General features: G+C 40.5%; 18 protein-coding genes and 2 tRNA genes. 19 read left to right on the top strand and 1 reads right to left on the bottom strand.

Going from position 1 to position 18,978, the window contains the following annotated elements:
• Nucleotide 1: 1 nt before the first annotated feature.
• Nucleotides 2–958 carry an ABC transporter permease gene (locus HMPREF8578_RS10270; RefSeq protein ID WP_000029132.1) on the top strand — a complete coding sequence of 319 codons (957 nt, stop codon included), beginning with the start codon at nt 2–4 and terminating at the stop codon, nt 956–958.
• Between the two features lie 34 nt (nt 959–992).
• Here the strand turns inward: HMPREF8578_RS10270 and plsY are convergent, their stop codons facing one another.
• Complete coding sequence (gene plsY, locus HMPREF8578_RS10265; protein ID WP_000988206.1) at nt 993–1,634, bottom strand: glycerol-3-phosphate 1-O-acyltransferase PlsY; 642 nt, start codon at nt 1,632–1,634, stop codon at nt 993–995.
• Nucleotides 1,635–1,769: 135 nt separating this feature from the next.
• Between plsY and parE the strand changes: the two genes are divergently transcribed.
• The 18 genes from parE (at nt 1,770) to sufU (ending at nt 18,977) form a co-directional block, all read left to right on the top strand.
• Complete coding sequence (gene parE, locus HMPREF8578_RS10260; protein WP_000037301.1) at nt 1,770–3,719, top strand: DNA topoisomerase IV subunit B; 1,950 nt, start codon at nt 1,770–1,772, stop codon at nt 3,717–3,719.
• Nucleotide 3,720: 1 nt separating this feature from the next.
• Nucleotides 3,721–4,653: a hypothetical protein gene (locus HMPREF8578_RS12265; protein WP_000839830.1), complete on the top strand. Its 933-nt coding sequence runs from the start codon at nt 3,721–3,723 to the stop codon at nt 4,651–4,653.
• Nucleotides 4,654–4,734: 81 nt separating this feature from the next.
• The gene (locus HMPREF8578_RS10250) at nt 4,735–5,418 is read left to right on the top strand and encodes a hypothetical protein (protein WP_001100252.1); all 684 of its coding nucleotides are present in this window, start codon (nt 4,735–4,737) and stop codon (nt 5,416–5,418) included.
• 116 nt (nt 5,419–5,534) lie between these two features.
• The gene (locus tag HMPREF8578_RS10245; protein WP_001258405.1) at nt 5,535–6,347 is read left to right on the top strand and encodes an aminoglycoside 6-adenylyltransferase; all 813 of its coding nucleotides are present in this window, start codon (nt 5,535–5,537) and stop codon (nt 6,345–6,347) included.
• A gap of 1 nt (nt 6,348) precedes the next feature.
• The gene (locus tag HMPREF8578_RS10240; RefSeq protein ID WP_000888179.1) at nt 6,349–6,849 is read left to right on the top strand and encodes a hypothetical protein; all 501 of its coding nucleotides are present in this window, start codon (nt 6,349–6,351) and stop codon (nt 6,847–6,849) included.
• A 239-nt stretch (nt 6,850–7,088) separates the two neighbouring features.
• Complete coding sequence (parC, locus tag HMPREF8578_RS10235; RefSeq protein ID WP_002893327.1) at nt 7,089–9,569, top strand: DNA topoisomerase IV subunit A; 2,481 nt, start codon at nt 7,089–7,091, stop codon at nt 9,567–9,569.
• A 116-nt stretch (nt 9,570–9,685) separates the two neighbouring features.
• Nucleotides 9,686–10,723 carry a branched-chain amino acid aminotransferase gene (locus HMPREF8578_RS10230; protein ID WP_329524705.1) on the top strand — a complete coding sequence of 346 codons (1,038 nt, stop codon included), beginning with the start codon at nt 9,686–9,688 and terminating at the stop codon, nt 10,721–10,723.
• A 112-nt stretch (nt 10,724–10,835) separates the two neighbouring features.
• Nucleotides 10,836–11,066, top strand: a complete 231-nt coding sequence (locus tag HMPREF8578_RS0102265; protein ID WP_000037107.1) for a DUF2969 domain-containing protein — start codon at nt 10,836–10,838, stop codon at nt 11,064–11,066.
• A gap of 49 nt (nt 11,067–11,115) precedes the next feature.
• Nucleotides 11,116–11,196 (top strand) — tRNA-Tyr (locus HMPREF8578_RS10225).
• Nucleotides 11,197–11,204: 8 nt separating this feature from the next.
• Nucleotides 11,205–11,276 (top strand) — tRNA-Gln (locus tag HMPREF8578_RS10220).
• A 162-nt stretch (nt 11,277–11,438) separates the two neighbouring features.
• Nucleotides 11,439–12,641 carry a 30S ribosomal protein S1 gene (gene rpsA / locus HMPREF8578_RS10215; RefSeq protein WP_001001617.1) on the top strand — a complete coding sequence of 401 codons (1,203 nt, stop codon included), beginning with the start codon at nt 11,439–11,441 and terminating at the stop codon, nt 12,639–12,641.
• 82 nt (nt 12,642–12,723) lie between these two features.
• On the top strand, nt 12,724–13,221 hold the full coding sequence (locus HMPREF8578_RS10210) for a GAF domain-containing protein (protein WP_000887133.1): 498 nt from the start codon (nt 12,724–12,726) through the stop codon (nt 13,219–13,221).
• A complete protein-coding gene (dnaX, locus tag HMPREF8578_RS10205; protein WP_000283849.1) occupies nt 13,221–14,879 on the top strand; it encodes a DNA polymerase III subunit gamma/tau in 1,659 nt (552 codons plus the stop codon). The genes HMPREF8578_RS10210 and dnaX overlap by 1 nt, the downstream gene beginning before the upstream one ends.
• Before the next feature lie 27 nt (nt 14,880–14,906).
• Entirely contained in the window at nt 14,907–15,101 is a 195-nt protein-coding gene (locus HMPREF8578_RS10200; protein ID WP_000198268.1) for a DUF3272 family protein, read from the top strand.
• Nucleotides 15,102–15,252: 151 nt separating this feature from the next.
• Nucleotides 15,253–16,023 (top strand): Fe-S cluster assembly ATPase SufC, encoded by a 771-nt coding sequence (gene sufC, locus HMPREF8578_RS10195; RefSeq protein WP_000114489.1) that lies wholly within the window; start codon nt 15,253–15,255, stop codon nt 16,021–16,023.
• Nucleotides 16,024–16,050: 27 nt separating this feature from the next.
• A complete protein-coding gene (gene sufD, locus HMPREF8578_RS10190) occupies nt 16,051–17,313 on the top strand; it encodes a Fe-S cluster assembly protein SufD (RefSeq protein WP_000159659.1) in 1,263 nt (420 codons plus the stop codon).
• Between the two features lie 10 nt (nt 17,314–17,323).
• On the top strand, nt 17,324–18,550 hold the full coding sequence (locus HMPREF8578_RS10185; protein ID WP_000887707.1) for a cysteine desulfurase: 1,227 nt from the start codon (nt 17,324–17,326) through the stop codon (nt 18,548–18,550).
• Nucleotides 18,537–18,977 carry a Fe-S cluster assembly sulfur transfer protein SufU gene (sufU, locus tag HMPREF8578_RS10180; RefSeq protein WP_001218468.1) on the top strand — a complete coding sequence of 147 codons (441 nt, stop codon included), beginning with the start codon at nt 18,537–18,539 and terminating at the stop codon, nt 18,975–18,977. The genes HMPREF8578_RS10185 and sufU overlap by 14 nt, the downstream gene beginning before the upstream one ends.
• Nucleotide 18,978 lies beyond the last annotated feature (1 nt).

Raw genomic sequence — 18,978 nt, 5'->3', positions numbered from 1 at the left:
GATGTCTATTACAACATTACTCACCCTCTTGGTCTCTTCTATGCTGATTTACTCAGCACCACTTATTTTTACGAGTATCGGAGGAGTCTTTTCTGAACGTGGTGGTGTCGTTAACGTCGGTCTTGAAGGAATTATGGTTATGGGAGCCTTTTCTGGAGTTGTCTTTAATCTTGAGTTTGCAGAACAACTTGGAGCAGCGACACCTTGGATTTCCTTGTTAGTTGCTGGTATCGTGGGAGCTATTTTCTCCCTCATCCATGCAGTCGCTACAGTTCATTTCCGTGCGGACCATGTTGTCAGTGGTACAGTATTGAACTTGATGGCTCCTGCCCTAGCAGTTTTCTTGGTTAAAGTTCTTTATAACAAAGGACAAACGGATAACTTAAGCCAGACTTTTGGACGTTTTGATTTCCCAGTTTTGGCTGATATCCCTGTGATTGGAGATATCTTCTTCAAGTCAACCAGTCTACTAGGTTATATCGCGATTGCCTTCTCTTTCCTTGCTTGGTTTATTCTCTTTAAGACACGTTTTGGTCTTCGTCTTCGCTCTGTTGGTGAACACCCTCAGGCAGCGGATACCTTGGGGATCAATGTCTACAAGATGCGATATCTTGGGGTTGTTATTTCAGGTTTCCTTGGTGGAATTGGGGGAGCGATTTATGCTCAATCCATTTCTGTCAACTTCTCAGTGACAACTATTGTCGGTCCTGGATTTATCGCTCTTGCGGCAATGATCTTTGGTAAATGGAACCCAATTGGTGCTATGCTTTCTAGTCTCTTCTTCGGACTTTCACAAAGTTTGGCAGTTATCGGTTCTCAATTACCTTTCCTACAAGGAGTGCCAGCGGTTTACCTTCAAATCGCCCCTTATGTCTTGACCATTCTTGTCTTGGCAGCCTTCTTTGGAAAAGCAGTTGCACCTAAGGCAGACGGTATCAACTACATCAAGTCAAAATAAGCATACAAAAAAACGTCAGTTTCAAACTGGCGTTTTATTTGTTAGGATTTTGATGGGTTAGGTTCAATCCCCAAGGGACAAGATTTTCTGTTTTATTTTTGATACGTGTGATATTATCCTTGTGACGAATGATAATCAAGCTAGCAAGTGCTAGGATAATCAAAATGAAGAGAGGGTCATAGCTGTTTAGGATAAAACCAAATAGTGGAAATAGGAGAACTCCGATAACGGCTGCGATAGAAGCAGTAACGCTAGACAGTGAAATCATACTACCTAGATAGAGGCTTCCAAAGAATACGATTGCTAGATAGAGACAGAAAACAGGCGCAAATCCGAAAATCACTCCAGCACTGGTTGCGACAGCCTTACCACCTTTAAATCCTGCAAAGATAGGAAAGGTATGTCCAATTACGGCCAAAAGACCAAAGACGAGAGGTGATACACCTTGAAGGTGGAAAAGGATTGGAAGGAGAGTGGCCAAGGTTCCTTTAAAGAAGTCAATCACAAAGGTTGCCATACCCGCTTTCTTACCTAAAATTCGGAAAGTATTGGTTGTTCCGGTGTTTCCAGAACCATGTTCACGCAGATTTGTTTGAAAGAAGATTTGTCCAATCCAAAGACCAGACGGAATCGAACCTAGCAGATAAGCTAAAATTAATAATACAAATGTCATCATAGAACTATTATATCATGAAATGGTATAGAAAGTCAGAGAATTTCCTGTGAAATTGTGACGGCTGAAAGGGAAAAACTTTGCAAAATCCCTAGAAAACCTGTAAAATAGAAAAGATGAACAAATAGGAGGTTCCTTGTGTCAAAAAAGGAAATCAATATTAATAACTACAATGATGACGCCATTCAGGTGCTAGAAGGGTTGGATGCGGTCCGTAAACGTCCGGGTATGTATATTGGATCGACCGACGGTGCTGGTCTCCATCACCTAGTCTGGGAAATTGTGGATAATGCAGTCGATGAAGCCTTGTCTGGATTTGGTGAACGCATTGATGTGACCATCAATAAAGACGGCAGTCTAACCGTTCAAGACCATGGTCGTGGGATGCCAACTGGGATGCATGCCATGGGAATTCCAACTGTTGAGGTTATCTTTACCATTCTCCATGCTGGAGGAAAATTCGGTCAAGGTGGCTACAAAACATCTGGTGGTCTCCACGGGGTGGGATCATCGGTTGTTAATGCACTCTCAAGTTGGTTGGAAGTTGAAATTACCCGTGACGGTACAGTCTACAAGCAACGATTTGAAAATGGTGGTAAGCCAGTAACAACTCTTGAAAAGGTTGGGACAGCTGCTAAGTCTAAGACAGGTACCAAGGTTACTTTCATGCCTGACGCGACGATTTTTTCTACGATTGACTTCAAGTACAATACCATTTCAGAACGACTCAATGAGTCAGCCTTTCTCTTAAAAAATGTCACCTTGTCTTTGACAGATAAGCGAACAGATGAAGCAATCGAATTCCATTATGAGAACGGGGTACAAGACTTTGTTTCTTACCTCAATGAAGACAAGGAAACCTTGACGCCAGTCCTATACTTTGAAGGCGAAGATAATGGTTTCCAAGTGGAAGTTGCCCTCCAGTACAATGATGGGTTTTCAGATAATATTCTATCATTTGTCAATAACGTTCGCACGAAAGATGGTGGAACGCATGAGACGGGACTCAAGTCTGCCATTACAAAGGTCATGAATGACTATGCGCGTAAGACAGGTCTTCTCAAGGAAAAAGATAAAAATCTTGAAGGTTCAGACTATCGTGAGGGACTTGCAGCCGTTCTTTCTATCCTAGTTCCTGAAGAACACCTCCAGTTTGAAGGTCAGACCAAGGATAAACTAGGGAGTCCTCTGGCTCGTCCAATTGTCGATGGTATTGTGGCTGATAAGTTAACCTTCTTCCTCATGGAAAATGGAGAACTAGCTTCCAATCTCATTCGTAAGGCTATCAAGGCGCGTGATGCTCGTGAGGCGGCTCGCAAAGCGCGTGATGAGAGCCGAAATGGTAAGAAAAACAAGAAAGACAAGGGCTTGTTGTCTGGAAAATTGACTCCAGCTCAATCTAAAAATCCAGCAAAGAACGAGCTCTACCTAGTCGAAGGGGACTCTGCCGGTGGTTCTGCCAAACAAGGCCGTGACCGTAAGTTCCAGGCTATCTTGCCCCTTCGAGGTAAGGTCATCAATACAGCCAAGGCCAAGATGGCGGATATCCTCAAAAATGAAGAAATCAATACCATGATTTATACCATTGGTGCGGGTGTGGGAGCAGACTTCTCTCTTGAAGATGCTAACTATGACAAGATTATTATCATGACCGATGCGGATACCGATGGTGCCCATATCCAGACCTTGCTCTTGACATTTTTCTATCGTTACATGCGTCCCCTAGTTGAGGCAGGCCATGTCTATATCGCCCTTCCGCCTCTTTACAAGATGTCCAAAGGCAAAGGCAAGAAAGAAGAAGTAGCTTATGCTTGGACGGACGGAGAGCTAGAAGAACTCCGCAAGCAGTTTGGTAAAGGCGCAACACTCCAACGATATAAAGGTCTTGGTGAGATGAACGCGGACCAACTCTGGGAAACAACCATGAATCCAGAAACCCGTACCCTCATCCGTGTCACCATCGAAGATTTAGCACGCGCTGAACGCCGCGTCAACGTCCTCATGGGAGATAAGGTCGAACCACGCCGTAAGTGGATTGAGGATAATGTCAAGTTTACGCTGGAAGAGAGTGGGGAGATGGTGTTTTGAGATGAAGAGTATGAGAGCTTTGTCACAAAGTGAGAAAGAGTCATTACTAAATAATATAAAAAATTATCAAGATTTGAGAGTTTTATCATTTGAGAAAGATTTTAAAAATCGAGAAAAGTTGATTTATGATAGTTCAATAACATCAATTTTAGGAATTTTAGTTTTCTTATTTGCTTTTATATTACTCAGTGTTATTTTTGATATTAAATGGTTTGAAAATGAGATTACAAAAAATATTTTCTTCATAATTGTGTTAATAGTTATGCTTGGCTTCTTTTACTTCATTTTTGAATTTCTTAATAAAATTTTTCTAGCTAAAATTAAGAAATTTATTTTTATCGTAATCCCATTTGAATTTTGGGTGTTTTTTAGCTCATTATGGTTATTTCCATACTTGAAAAATGGTGAGTGGATGTATTGTAATACTGGACTGAATATAACTGTATTTATATTTAGTACGGTATTCACAGGTTTTCAGTTTTGGAGACTGTTTAAGCATTTCCCCAATTACATGATTGAATCACTAAACATTCTTATTGTTCCGTTACTTGCAACTACTTCAATTCTAACATTGATTTTTAGTCCAGAAATTATTAAACCTGAGGATATGATAGAACTCGTGTTTAGTTGGGGGATAATTTTAATTACTGGAGAAATGACTCTTATTCAAATTTGTTTTGAACATAAACGTTCTAAAAATGAAGAGAAAGCCCAGAAAGTTTTTCAAGAGCAGCTACTTAAAAGTGAAGATTGTATTGATTACAATAGGCTAGTAGAATGTTATTATTATGGTGGTGAGAAATATAAAGAGAAGTTGTTGAGTATGGAGAAATTTTTGGTTATTATTGTTAAAAATGAACTAAAGTCATTAAAAGATTTAAAAAATTATGATGACTATAAACTTTATAAAGCGATTAGAGCAAGAAATATATAAAGTCAATTTCTACAATTAAACAACTCGGTTATCGATGAAACATATTTAAAATTTAATCATAGTATTCACAAGGATTATAATATGAATGTTGAAATGTTTGAAAAATTGATTAAAGCGATTGATTCAACTGATTGGATTTCCAATTGGATTCAAATAGGTATAGGTGGTTTTTCAATTCTAATACCTATAATTTACGCAACTTGGATTTCAAAAAAAGATACTAAAGAAATTGATGAACGACAACGAAAGCTAGAAATTATTCAATCTTCAATCGCGAAAAATATAGTAGAACTGACAAGTCAACAAAAGCAACTATCTGAAACTCAAAAAAAGGTTGAAGAGAGTTTAAGAGAACTTAAAGAAATGGCTCGACAATCAAGAAAGTCAAATCTATTAAAATTACAAAGTGATTTTCCAGTATTCTATAGAGCACTAGATGATTTTGAATGGGAATATAACAAACTTTTGAATTCTATTAATGATTTTAATTCTAAAAAGAATTTATCTTCTAATATTGAAGATGAAATAGGTGAAATATTCGCAGCAATTGAGGATTTAATTGAATCAGAAATTAATCATCTGAATACCGAAGAAGTTCCGCCGTTGGCTCTAGCTTATTTTAACAAACTATTAAGAGCTATAAACTCTTTATCAAAGTATTTTTCTACAAACTTTGATGATGTTCAATGTACTAATTTTATAATTGATGATTTTTTAAGAATAAAGATTGCTAGAGAGGAATTACTTGTTTTTGTATATAATTGAAAATCTTTAGATAATTTAGTTTTATAGAACTTGTATAGTTTTTCTAGCTTTTTAAATCTTAAGAAACTGTTCTATATAATAAATCTGTTACCTCATAGAAAAAGAGGGGGGAACACATGAGAACTGACCAGGAAATGCTTGACTTGATTTTACAAATAGCTAAAAAGTTACAGGTTGATGCTGTGGCTCTATCTGGTTCGCGTACAAACCAAAAGATTCAAACAGATGAATTTCAAGACTATGATGTTGTCTATGTCGTAGATAATTTAGATAATCTAACGAGAGACATTTCTTGGTTGGACAAGTTTGGCAAACGTATCATCGAGCAAGAGGTTACTCTTGGACATCGCCGTCTTTACCTCATGCTCTTTGAAGATGGGAATCGCATTGATCTAACCCTCTGTCCTAAAGATCACATCAACGAGTGGGTGGATAGTGAGGCAGGATTCACAGTTTTAGTAGATGAGAAGGGTTTGTTTGAATCTTATCTACCTAGTCCGAAGCGCTACTGGACGAATCCAGCTAGTGAGACGGATTTTGAAAAATCTTGTAATGAATTTTGGTGGGTTTCTGCCTATGTAGTTAAGGGCATTTGTCGGAATCAGCTCATCTATGCGACTGACCATCTCTACGGTATTTGCCAACAAGAACTCTTGAAGGTCTTGGCTTGGCAGGTCGCAAGTAATAGGGGAACAGTCGACATCGGTAAGAACTACAAGTGCCTCTTTAACTACTTGCCTGCTGAGAAGGAGAAGGAATTCTCAAATCTACTTGATTTCTCAAGTTTAGACAAAATCACTCATTCTCTATTTGCTACGATGCAACTTTTCCACCAAGAATCTCAAAGACTTGCCCAAAAGATGGACTTTGACTACGATAGGGAAGTGGCTGAGAAGATGATTGAGTATGCTGAAGAGAGGTTGAACTAATATGTTAGATTATTTATTTGCTATATTTTTTATGGGATTTCCAGGGCTACAAATTCTGATAATTGTGTTGTCTATCTTTCTAGCTCTTAAAAGAAATAAGTTAAATAAGAGGGTATATGGAATATTTTTCCCGATTGTTATAACCTTGTGTAATATTTGGCTTATTTCAATAGATCGCACAGAGCTTTTTGATGACGTTTTAAGATTCCAATTCTTTTTAATCTCTTTTTGTTTTCCAATGCTCATTACAGCAGTAATTTACCATGCTCTTCGATTATCTTCTATCTATTCTCTATTAAGGTGGAAGATGATAGTTATTAGCTTTTGCTACTTAATTGGTTTAGTCTTCCATCTTGTTAATACTATGTATTGGAATGAAATTTTTCAAGGGCATCAAACTGTATTTAATGCATTGCTTATTGGGACCGCTGTTATTTCATTTCTTCCTTCCATCTATTTATTTTTTGTCCAAAGAAAAGTTGAACAAGGACCTATTAGCTAAATTTAAGTAAACTAAAATGTTTTAACCTGATATAAAAATTTAAAATTTTTAACCTACAGAAGGATAGTTTGGTTATTTATAGTAACTAAACACCCTTTCTATAAAATCTACTCTACATTCTTTGAAAGGAGTTGAACATGCCCTAAATGCTGTTTGAAAAAGATAAATTCTCTTGTGAGCATCGCTCACTGTAAGAATTTCCTATTTTCACTTTGCATTTTACGGGCTTTGTATCCTATATGAGTAATATCCAAAATATGTCCTTGGAGGACATCATGGGAGAGCGCTTTGGACGCTACTCCAAATATATCATTCAAGACCGGGCTTTGCCAGACATTCGAGATGGATTGAAGCCGGTTCAGCGTCGTATTCTTTATTCGATGAATAAGGATGGCAATACTTTTGATAAGAGTTATCGTAAATCAGCCAAGTCAGTCGGGAACATAATGGGTAATTTCCACCCACACGGTGATTCTTCTATCTATGATGCCATGGTCCGTATGTCTCAGGATTGGAAAAATCGTGAGATTCTAGTTGAAATGCACGGTAACAACGGTTCTATGGACGGAGATCCGCCTGCGGCTATGCGTTATACAGAGGCTCGTTTGTCTGAGATTGCAGGCTACCTCCTTCAAGATATTGAGAAAAAGACAGTTCCTTTTGCTTGGAACTTTGACGATACCGAGAAAGAACCAACTGTCTTGCCAGCAGCCTTTCCAAACCTCTTGGTCAATGGTTCGACTGGGATTTCGGCTGGTTATGCTACAGACATTCCACCGCATAATTTGGCTGAGGTTATTGATGCGACGGTTTACATGATTGACCACCCAACAGCCAAGGTGGACAAACTCATGGAATTCTTGCCTGGGCCAGACTTTCCTACAGGAGCTATCATCCAAGGGCGTGATGAAATCAATAAGGCCTATGAAACTGGGAAAGGGCGCGTCGTTGTTCGTTCTAAGACGGAGGTTGAAAAGCTAAAAGGAGGTAAGGAACAAATCGTTATTACTGAGATTCCTTATGAAATCAATAAGGCTAATCTCGTCAAGAAAATCGATGATGTTCGTGTCAATAACAAGGTGGCTGGTATTGCTGAGGTTCGTGATGAGTCTGACCGTGACGGTCTTCGTATTGCTATTGAGCTTAAGAAAGATGCTAATACAGAGCTCGTTCTTAACTATCTATTTAAGTACACCGACCTACAAATCAACTACAACTTCAACATGGTGGCGATTGACAATTTCACACCTCGTCAGGTTGGGATTGTTCCAATCTTATCTAGCTATATCGCCCACCGTCGTGAAGTGATTTTAGCGCGTTCCCGTTTTGACAAGGAAAAGGCTGAGAAACGTCTGCATATCGTTGAAGGTTTGATTCGCGTGATTTCGATTTTGGACGAAGTCATTGCTCTTATCCGTGCTTCTGAGAACAAGGCTGACGCCAAGGAAAACCTCAAAGTCAGCTATGAGTTTACTGAGGAACAGGCTGAAGCTATCGTTACATTGCAACTTTATCGTTTGACCAATACAGACGTGGTTGTCTTGCAGGAAGAAGAAGCAGAATTGCGTGAAAAGATTGCCATGCTTGCGGCTATCATCGGTGATGAACGGACTATGTACAATCTCATGAAGAAAGAACTTCGTGAGGTCAAGAAGAAATTTGCGACACCACGTTTGAGTACTTTGGAAGATACTGCGAAAGCAATCGAGATTGACACAGCTAGTTTGATTGCCGAGGAAGATACCTATGTTAGCGTGACTAAGGCAGGTTATATCAAGCGTACCAGCCCACGTTCCTTTGCGGCTTCTACGCTGGAAGAAATTGGCAAACGTGATGATGATCGTCTGATCTTTGTGCAAGCTGCCAAGACAACCCAGCACCTCTTGATGTTCACAACTCTTGGGAATGTCATCTATCGACCAATCCATGAATTGGCAGACATTCGCTGGAAGGACATCGGAGAGCACTTGAGCCAAACGATTACAAACTTTGAAACTAACGAAGAAATCCTCTATGCAGAAGTAGTGGATCAGTTTGATGATGCGACAACCTACTTTGCAGCAACTCGACTTGGTCAAATCAAGCGCGTAGAACGCAAAGAATTCTCTCCATGGCGGACCTACAAGTCGAAGTCTGTCAAGTATGCTAAGCTCAAAGACGAGACAGACCAAATTGTAGCAGTGGCTCCGATTAGACTTGATGATGTACTCTTGATTAGTCAAAATGGTTATGCCCTTCGTTTCAATATCGAAGAGGTTCCCGTTGTCGGTGCCAAGGCTGCAGGTGTCAAGGCTATGAACCTGAAAGCAGATGATGCGCTTCAGGCAGCCTTTATCTGTAACACCTCATCCTTCTACCTCTTGACCCAACGTGGAAGCTTGAAACGCGTTTCCATTGAGGAAATTCCAGCGACCAGCCGTGCCAAACGAGGCCTACAAGTTTTGCGTGAGTTGAAAAACAAACCGCACCGTGTCTTCTTGGCTGGAGCAGTTGCAGAGCAAGGTTTCGTTGGTGATCTTTTTAGTACAGAAGTAGAAGAAAACGACCAAACGTTACTTGTCCAATCGAACAAGGGAACAATCTATGAAAGCCGATTGCAAGACCTCAACTTGTCAGAACGTACTAGCAATGGAAGCTTTATTTCAGACACGATTTCAGATGAAGAAGTTTTCGATGCTTACCTCAAAGAAGTCTTTAAAGAGGATAAAGCGAGTTCGTAAAAAGAATCAGTCCAGAGGGCTGATTTCTTTTGAGTTGAAAAAATTTTCAGAAAATTACAAATAATACTTGAAATTTTACTAGAAAAGTGTAGAATAGAACACATAGTTTGAATAGTATAAAGGAGAAAAACATGACAGTTGCAATTGATTGGGAAAACCTTGGATTTGCTTATATGAAATTACCTTACCGTTATATCGCTCACTACAAAAATGGTCAATGGGATCAAGGAGAATTGACAGAGGATGCAACCTTGCATATTTCAGAGTCTTCTCCAAGTCTCCACTATGGACAGCAAGCATTTGAGGGATTGAAAGCCTATCGTACCAAGGACGGCAGTGTTCAATTGTTCCGTCCTGACGAAAATGCCAAGCGTTTGCAACGTACTTGTGACCGTCTTTTGATGCCACAAGTTCCGACAGAAATGTTTGTAGAAGCTTGTAAAGCAGTTGTGCGTGCAAATGAAGAATACGTCCCACCATATGGAACAGGTGGAACCCTTTATCTTCGTCCACTTTTGATTGGTGTTGGGGATATTATCGGGGTAAAACCTGCAGAAGAGTATATTTTCACCATCTTTGCTATGCCGGTTGGTAACTATTTTAAAGGTGGTTTGGTCCCAACTAACTTCTTGATTCAGGATGAATACGACCGGGCAGCTCCAAATGGTACAGGTGCGGCTAAGGTAGGTGGGAACTATGCTGCTAGTCTCCTTCCAGGTAAAATGGCCAAGTCACGCCATTTCTCAGATGTTATCTACTTAGACCCATCTACACATACAAAGATTGAGGAAGTCGGATCAGCCAACTTCTTTGGAATTACAGCGAACAATGAATTTGTTACGCCATTGAGTCCATCCATCTTGCCATCCATTACCAAGTACTCTTTGCTTTACTTGGCAGAACACCGCTTGGGCTTGACTCCGATTGAAGGTGATGTCCCAATCGATAATTTGGATCGTTTTGTAGAGGCAGGTGCCTGCGGTACAGCAGCGGTTATTTCGCCAATTGGAGGCATCCAACATGGCGATGATTTCCATGTTTTCTATAGTGAAACAGAAGTAGGTCCTGTTACACGTAAACTTTATGATGAATTGACCGGTATCCAATTTGGTGATGTAGAAGCACCAGAGGGATGGATTGTCAAAGTGGACTAAAAGACATGAAGTAAAGAAGAACTCCGTAGCAGTTGTAAGGACTGAAATGGAGTTTTTTCTTGCTAGTTTGAGCATTTTCTTGTACAATAGAAAAAGTGAAAAGAGGTACAGTATGAGTAAAAAAGATAAGAAAATTGAAATCCAATTAACTGATGCAAAAGTGACTGTTGGAAAAGACAGCTATGAAGGATACGTTTTGACGATCGGGAAAAAGGTCATTGGGGAAATTGCCGAATTAGATAGCCAATTTGCCATCATAAAGAATGGAAATGTCGATAGTTTTTATAAAAAACTTGAAAAAGCTGTGGAAATTTTGATTGAAAACTATAATTTGACAAAATAATACTTGTTTTATTGAAAATTTCATGATATAATAGTTCTCGTTAAACATTGGAGAGATAGCGAAGAGGCTAAACGCGGCGGACTGTAAATCCGCTCCTTCGGGTTCGGGGGTTCGAATCCCTCTCTCTCCATTCATCAATGGGGTATAGCCAAGCGGTAAGGCAAGGGACTTTGACTCCCTCATGCGTTGGTTCGAATCCAGCTACCCCAGTTCTTAGGTAATAAATTCAAGATAAAAAGAAAAATATCTTAGGGTATTTTATTTTTATAATTGAAAGACGTGAACGATATGAACATGTCTTTGCGGGTGCTTAGGAAAAAAATTATAAGTATGTCAAGTTTGGAAAAACTTGATTGTTGGAGGATTTTTTAGATGAACGAATTTGAAGATTTGCTAAATAGCGTTAGCCAAGTTGAGCCTGGTGATGTTGTTAGTGCTGAAGTATTGACAGTTGATGCGACTCAAGCTAACGTTGCAATCTCTGGGACTGGTGTTGAAGGTGTCTTGACTCTTCGCGAATTGACAAACGATCGCGATGCAGATATCAATGACTTTGTGAAAGTAGGAGAAGTATTGGATGTTCTTGTACTTCGTCAAGTAGTTGGTAAAGATACTGATACAGTTACATACCTTGTATCTAAAAAACGCCTTGAAGCTCGCAAAGCATGGGACAAACTTGTAGGACGCGAAGAAGAAGTTGTTACTGTTAAAGGAACTCGTGCCGTTAAAGGTGGACTTTCAGTAGAATTTGAAGGTGTTCGTGGATTCATCCCAGCTTCAATGTTGGATACTCGTTTCGTACGTAACACTGAGCGTTTCGTAGGTCAAGAATTTGATGCTAAAATCAAAGAAGTTGATCCTAAAGAAAACCGCTTCATCCTTTCACGTCGTGAAGTTGTTGAAGCAGCTACTGCAGCAGCTCGTGCTGAAGTATTCGGTAAATTGGCTGTTGGTGATGTCGTAACTGGTAAAGTTGCTCGTATCACAAGTTTCGGTGCTTTCATCGACCTTGGTGGTGTTGACGGATTGGTTCACTTGACTGAATTGTCACACGAACGTAACGTATCACCTAAATCAGTTGTAACTGTTGGTGAAGAAATTGAAGTGAAGATCCTTGATCTTAACGAAGAAGAAGGACGCGTATCACTTTCACTTAAAGCAACAACACCTGGACCATGGGATGGTGTTGAGCAAAAATTGGCTAAAGGTGATGTAGTAGAAGGAACAGTTAAACGTTTGACTGACTTCGGTGCATTTGTTGAAGTGTTGCCAGGTATCGATGGACTTGTTCACGTATCACAAATTTCACACAAACGTATCGAAAATCCAAAAGAAGCTCTTACTGTTGGTCAAGAAGTTACTGTTAAAGTCCTTGATGTTAACGCTGACGCAGAACGTGTATCACTTTCTATCAAAGCTCTTGAAGAACGTCCAGCTCAAGAAGAAGGACAAAAAGAAGAAAAACGTGCTGCTCGTCCACGTCGTCCAAAACGTCAAGAAAAACGTGATTTCGAACTTCCAGAAACACAAACAGGATTCTCAATGGCTGACTTGTTCGGTGATATCGAACTTTAATCAAATTGATAATCACAAAATCCTTTGTTTAAAACAAGGGATTTTTCTTTTGTCTCTTTCTCATTTTTGATATAATAGTTCTATGTTAGATTCAGAAAAACAATCACAATATCAATTGTTAAATGAGGAACTCTCTTATTTGCTTGACGGTGAGAGCAATGTTCTTGCCAATCTTTCGAATGCTAGTGCCCTCCTAAAATCTCGCTTTCCCAATACTGTATTTGCAGGTTTTTATCTGTTTGATGGTAACGAGTTGATTTTAGGGCCTTTTCAGGGTGGTGTTTCTTGTATTCGCATTCCTCTTGGGAAAGGCGTGTGTGGAGAAGCTGCTGAGTTTCAAGAGACTGTTTTAGTTGGCGATGTGAGCACCTATCCAAACTACATTTCTTGTGATAGTATGGCCAAGAGTGAAATCGTAGTTCCCATGCTCAAGAATGGTCAATTGCTGGGTGTCTTAGACCTGGATTCTTCACTTATTGATGATTATAATGCCATTGACCGTGATTACTTGGAACAATTTGTCGCTATTTTGCTTGAGAAGACAGAATGGGACTTTACGATGTTTGAGGAGAAAGCCTAATGTATCAAGCACTTTATCGAAAATATAGAAGCCAAACTTTTTCACAATTGGTCGGACAAGAAGTTGTGGCTAAAACCCTAAAACAAGCGGTCGAGCAGGAAAAGATTAGTCATGCCTATCTTTTCTCAGGCCCTCGTGGGACTGGGAAGACCAGTGTAGCCAAGATTTTTGCCAAGGCTATGAACTGTCCCAATCAAGTGGACGGAGAACCGTGTAATAACTGCTATATCTGTCAGGCTGTGACAGAAGGTAGCTTAGAAGATGTTATCGAAATGGATGCAGCTTCGAATAACGGAGTCGATGAAATCCGTGAAATTCGTGATAAATCCACCTATGCTCCTAGTTTGGCACGTTATAAGGTCTATATCATAGACGAGGTTCATATGCTGTCTACAGGAGCTTTTAATGCGCTTTTGAAGACGCTAGAAGAACCGACTCAAAATGTTGTCTTTATCTTGGCGACCACCGAATTGCACAAGATTCCAGCAACTATTTTATCGCGTGTCCAACGTTTTGAGTTTAAATCGATTCGAACGCAAGATATCACGGCACACATTCATCATATTTTAGAAAAAGAAAATATCAGTTCTGAGCCAGAGGCTGTGGAAATCATTGCTAGACGGGCTGAAGGTGGAATGCGGGATGCCTTGTCTATTCTGGATCAAGCCTTGAGTTTGACGCAAGGAAATGCTTTAACGACAGCTATTTCTGAGGAGATTACAGGCACTATTAGTCTATCAGCTCTAGATGACTATGTGGCTGCCTTGGCCCAACAGGAGGTCCCCAAAGCACTCGATTCTTTGAATCTTTTGTTTGAAAATGGCAAGAGCATGACTCGTTTTGTGACGGACCTCTTGCAGTATTTGCGGGATCTATTAGTTGTTCAGACAGGTGGCGAAAATACTCATCATAGTCCAGTTTTTATGGACAATCTAGCTCTTTCTCAGGAAAGTCTCTTTGAAATGATTCGAATAGCGACTGTGAGCTTGGCGGATATGAAAGCTAGCCTACAACCTAAGATTTATGCTGAGATGATGACCATTCGTTTAGCTGAGATTAAGCATGAACCAGTGCTTTCAGAAGCTGTCGAAGGAGAAGTAGCTGCACTAAGACAGGAAGTCGCTCGTCTCAAACAAGAACTTGCTAATGTTGGAACAGCTCCTAAACAAGTGGCGCCAGTCCCTAGCCGTCCAACCACTTCTAAGACTGTCTATCGAGTAGACCGTAATAAGGTTCAGACCATCCTACAAGAAGCTGTTGAAAATCCTGATTTGGCACGGCAAAACTTGATTCGCCTCCAGAATGCCTGGGGAGAGGTAATCGAAAGCTTAGCAGGTCCTGATAAGGCTCTACTTGTTGGTTCTCAACCAGTTGCGGCCAACGAACACCATGCTATTTTAGCTTTTGAATCTAATTTCAATGCAGGGCAAACCATGAAACGGGATAACCTCAATACCATGTTTGGCAATATTCTTAGCCAAGCGGCTGGATTTTCACCTGAAATCCTGGCAATTTCCCTAGAGGAATGGAAAGAGGTTCGTGCAGCATTTTCAGCTAAAAACAAGTCTTCTCAAGCAGATCAAGAGGTAGAAGAAGAGAACTTGATTCCAGAAGGATTCGAATTTCTTGCTGATAAAGTCATGGTCGAAGAAGACTAAAAGTGGATTTCATGGTACAATAATCCTATGACTAGACAACAATTTATCGTGATAGCACTATTTACTGCTGCTGAGACTTATTTTTTCAATGAAGCATGGATGACGGGTCGCTATTTCATGGCAGCCTTTTGGGCTATTCTACTTTTTCGAAATTTTAGGTTAAGTTATGTAATGGGGAAAATAGTAGACGCCATTGATCAGCACCTAAACCACAAGGATTAGTCACTAGCTTCTAAACAAAATCAAAGCCTTTTAGGCTTTTTTTTGTTATACTAGTAGAGTATATTTATGGACCTTTTCTTGTATTTTTAGAGAAATGTAAGTGATTTCTTTAAGGGTAAAGGAAGTAGGCCAGAAAAAGAAAGGAACTATCATGTCAGTATTAGAGATCAAAGATCTTCACGTTGAAATTGAAGGAAAAGAAATTTTGAAAGGGGTCAATCTGACTCTGAAAACAGGAGAAATCGCAGCTATCATGGGACCAAATGGTACTGGTAAATCGACTCTTTCTGCAGCTATTATGGGGAACCCTAACTATGAAGTTACTAAAGGGGAGGTCTTGTTTGATGGCGTAAATATCCTTGAGTTGGAAGTGGACGAACGTGCGCGTATGGGACTTTTCCTTGCTATGCAATACCCATCTGAAATTCCTGGAATTACCAACGCAGAGTTTCTTCGTGCAGCCATGAATGCCGGTAAAGAAGATGACGAGAAGATTTCAGTTCGTGAGTTCATCACTAAGCTAGACGAGAAAATGGAATTGCTCAACATGAAAGAAGAAATGGCAGAGCGTTACCTCAACGAAGGTTTCTCTGGTGGTGAGAAAAAACGTAATGAAATTCTTCAACTCTTGATGTTGGAACCAACTTTTGCCCTCTTGGATGAGATTGACTCAGGTCTTGATATTGACGCTCTTAAAGTTGTATCGAAAGGTGTCAATGCTATGCGTGGCGAAGGTTTTGGTGCTATGATCATCACACACTACCAACGTCTTTTGAACTACATCACACCAGACGTGGTCCACGTGATGATGGAAGGTCGTGTGGTCCTTTCTGGTGGTCCAGAATTGGCTGCTCGTTTGGAACGTGAAGGATACGCAAAATTAGCTGAAGAACTTGGCTACGACTACAAGGAAGAATTGTAATTCCCTCGTATCTTTTAGGAGAAGTAAATGACTAAAGAGAATATTAAACTTTTTTCAGAAATGCACGCTGAACCAAGCTGGTTGGCTGACCTCCGTCAAAAAGCTTTTGATAAGATTGAGAGTTTAGAATTACCAGTTATTGAGCGTGTCAAATTTCACCGTTGGAATCTGGGGGATGGAACCATCACAGAAAGTGAGCCTTCAGCAAATGTTCCTGACTTCACGGCTCTAGATAATCACTTGAAGTTGGTGCAAGTAGGAACGCAGACTGTTTTTGAACAAACTCCAGTTGAATTGGCTGAACAAGGAGTAGTCTTTACAGACTTTCACTCAGCTTTAGAAGAAATTCCAGAACTTATCGAGGAATTCTTCATGTCATCAGTTAAGTATGACGATGACAAGTTGGCAGCCTACCATACAGCTTACTTTAACAGTGGTGCTGTTCTCTATATTCCAGATAATGTTGAGATTACAGAACCAATTGAAGGTATTTTCTACCAAGATAGCGATAGCGATGTCCCATTTAACAAGCATATCCTTATCATTGCTGGTAAAAACTCTAAAATAAGCTATCTTGAACGTCTAGAGTCAAGAGGTGGAGGTAGTGCCAAAGTAACTGCCAATATCACAGTTGAAGTGATTGCTCGTTCTGGTGCGCAAGTGAAATTTGCAGCTATTGACCGTTTAGGTGAAAATGTCACTGCCTATATTAGCCGTCGTGGTAAACTAGGAAACGATGCAAGCATTGACTGGGCAATCGGTGTCATGAACGAAGGAAATGTCGTTGCGGACTTTGATAGCGACTTGATTGGAAATGGTAGCCATGCTGACCTTAAAGTCGTAGCTCTTTCAAGTGGCCGTCAGGTGCAAGGGATTGATACTCGAGTGACTAACTATGGATGTAACTCAATCGGAAATATCCTCCAACATGGGGTTATCCTTGAAAAAGCTACCTTGACCTTCAATGGTATTGGCCACATTATCAAGGGTGCCAAGGGAGCAGATGCGCAGCAAGAGAGTCGTGTTCTTATGCTTTCAGACCAAGCACGTTCAGATGCCAACCCAATTCTTTTGATTGATGAAAATGACGTAACTGCAGGTCACGCGGCTTCTATCGGTCAGGTAGATCCAGAAGATATGTACTACCTTATGAGCCGTGGCTTGGATAAGGCAACTGCAGAACGCTTGGTTGTTCGCGGTTTCCTTGGCTCCGTAATTGTTGAGATTCCAGTCAAAGAAGTTCGTGACGAAATGATTGCAACGATCGAAGAAAAATTGTCAAAACGCTAAGGGGAAGCCTATGTTAGATGTAGAAGCGATTCGCAAGGATTTTCCAATTTTAGACCAGATTGTTAATGATGAACCACTGGTTTATCTGGATAATGCTGCGACGACACAAAAACCACTAGCAGTTCTGGAAACAATCAACCGCTACTATAAGCAGGACAATGCCAATGTTCACCGTGGTGTTCATACCTTGGCTGAGCGAGCAACAGCTTCTTATGAAGCTGCTCGTGAAACCATTCGTAAGTTTATCCATGCAGGCTCTACAAAGGAAGTTCTCTTTACCAGAGGAACGACAACCAGCCTTAACTGGGTGGCACGCTTCGCTGAGGAAATCCTGACTGAGGGAGACCAGGTCTTGATTTCTGTCATGGAACACCATTCCAATATCATTCCTTGGCAGGAGGTCTGTCGCAAGACTGGGGCAGAGCTTGTCTATGTTTATCTCAAGGACGGAGCTCTGGATATGGATGACTTGCGAGCTAAATTGACTGATAAAGTCAAGTTTGTCTCCCTAGCTCACGCCTCAAATGTTCTTGGTGTGGTCAATTCAATCAAGGAAATCACGCAATTGGCCCACCAAGTTGGAGCTATCATGGTGGTGGATGGCGCTCAGTCTACGCCCCATATGAAGATTGATGTCCAGGACTTGGATGTGGACTTCTTTGCTTTTTCAGGTCACAAGATGGCTGGACCAACTGGTATTGGTGTTCTTTACGGTAAAGAAAAGTATCTGGAACAAATGTCACCAGTTGAGTTTGGTGGCGAGATGATTGATTTCGTCTATGAGCAATCTGCTAGTTGGAAGGAATTGCCTTGGAAATTTGAGGCTGGAACGCCAAATATGGCAGGTGCTATCGGACTTGCTGCAGCAGTGGATTATCTGGAAAAGATTGGTATGGATGCCATTGAATCTCATGAACAGGAATTGATTGCATACGTCTTTCCAAAATTGCAGGAAATTGAAGGGTTAACCATTTATGGTTCGCAAGACCTGGCTCAACGTTCAGGTGTCATTGCCTTTAACCTAGGGGATCTTCATCCCCATGACCTAGCTACAGCACTTGATTATGAAGGGGTGGCTGTTCGCGCTGGTCACCATTGCGCCCAACCTTTGCTTCAGTATTTGGAAGTCCCAGCAACAGCTCGTGTAAGTTTTTATATCTACAATACCAAGGCAGATTGTGACAAACTAGTCGATGCCCTACAAAAGACAAAGGAGTTTTTCAATGGCACTTTCTAAACTAGATAGCCTTTATATGGCAGTGGTGGCAGACCATTCGAAAAATCCACATCACCAAGGAAAGTTAGAAGACGCTGAACAAATCAGTCTCAACAATCCAACCTGTGGGGATGTCATCAACCTCTCTGTTAAGTTTGATGCAGATGATCGTTTAGAAGATATCGCTTTTCTAAATTCAGGTTGTACCATTTCAACCGCCTCTGCTAGTATGATGACAGATGCAGTCTTAGGAAAGACCAAGCAAGAAATCCTAGAACTTGCGACCATTTTTTCAGAAATGGTTCAAGGTCAAAAAGATGAGCGTCAAGGCCAACTTGGAGACGCGGCTTTCTTATCAGGTGTTGCCAAATTCCCACAACGGATTAAGTGTGCGACTCTAGCTTGGAACGCCCTCAAGAAAACAATTGAAAATCAAGAAAAACAGTAAG

The sequence above is a fragment of the Streptococcus oralis ATCC 49296 genome, assembly GCF_000185265.1.
GTDB lineage: Bacteria > Bacillota > Bacilli > Lactobacillales > Streptococcaceae > Streptococcus > Streptococcus oralis_BC.
This window is presented reverse-complemented; position numbering and strand designations above follow the sequence as displayed.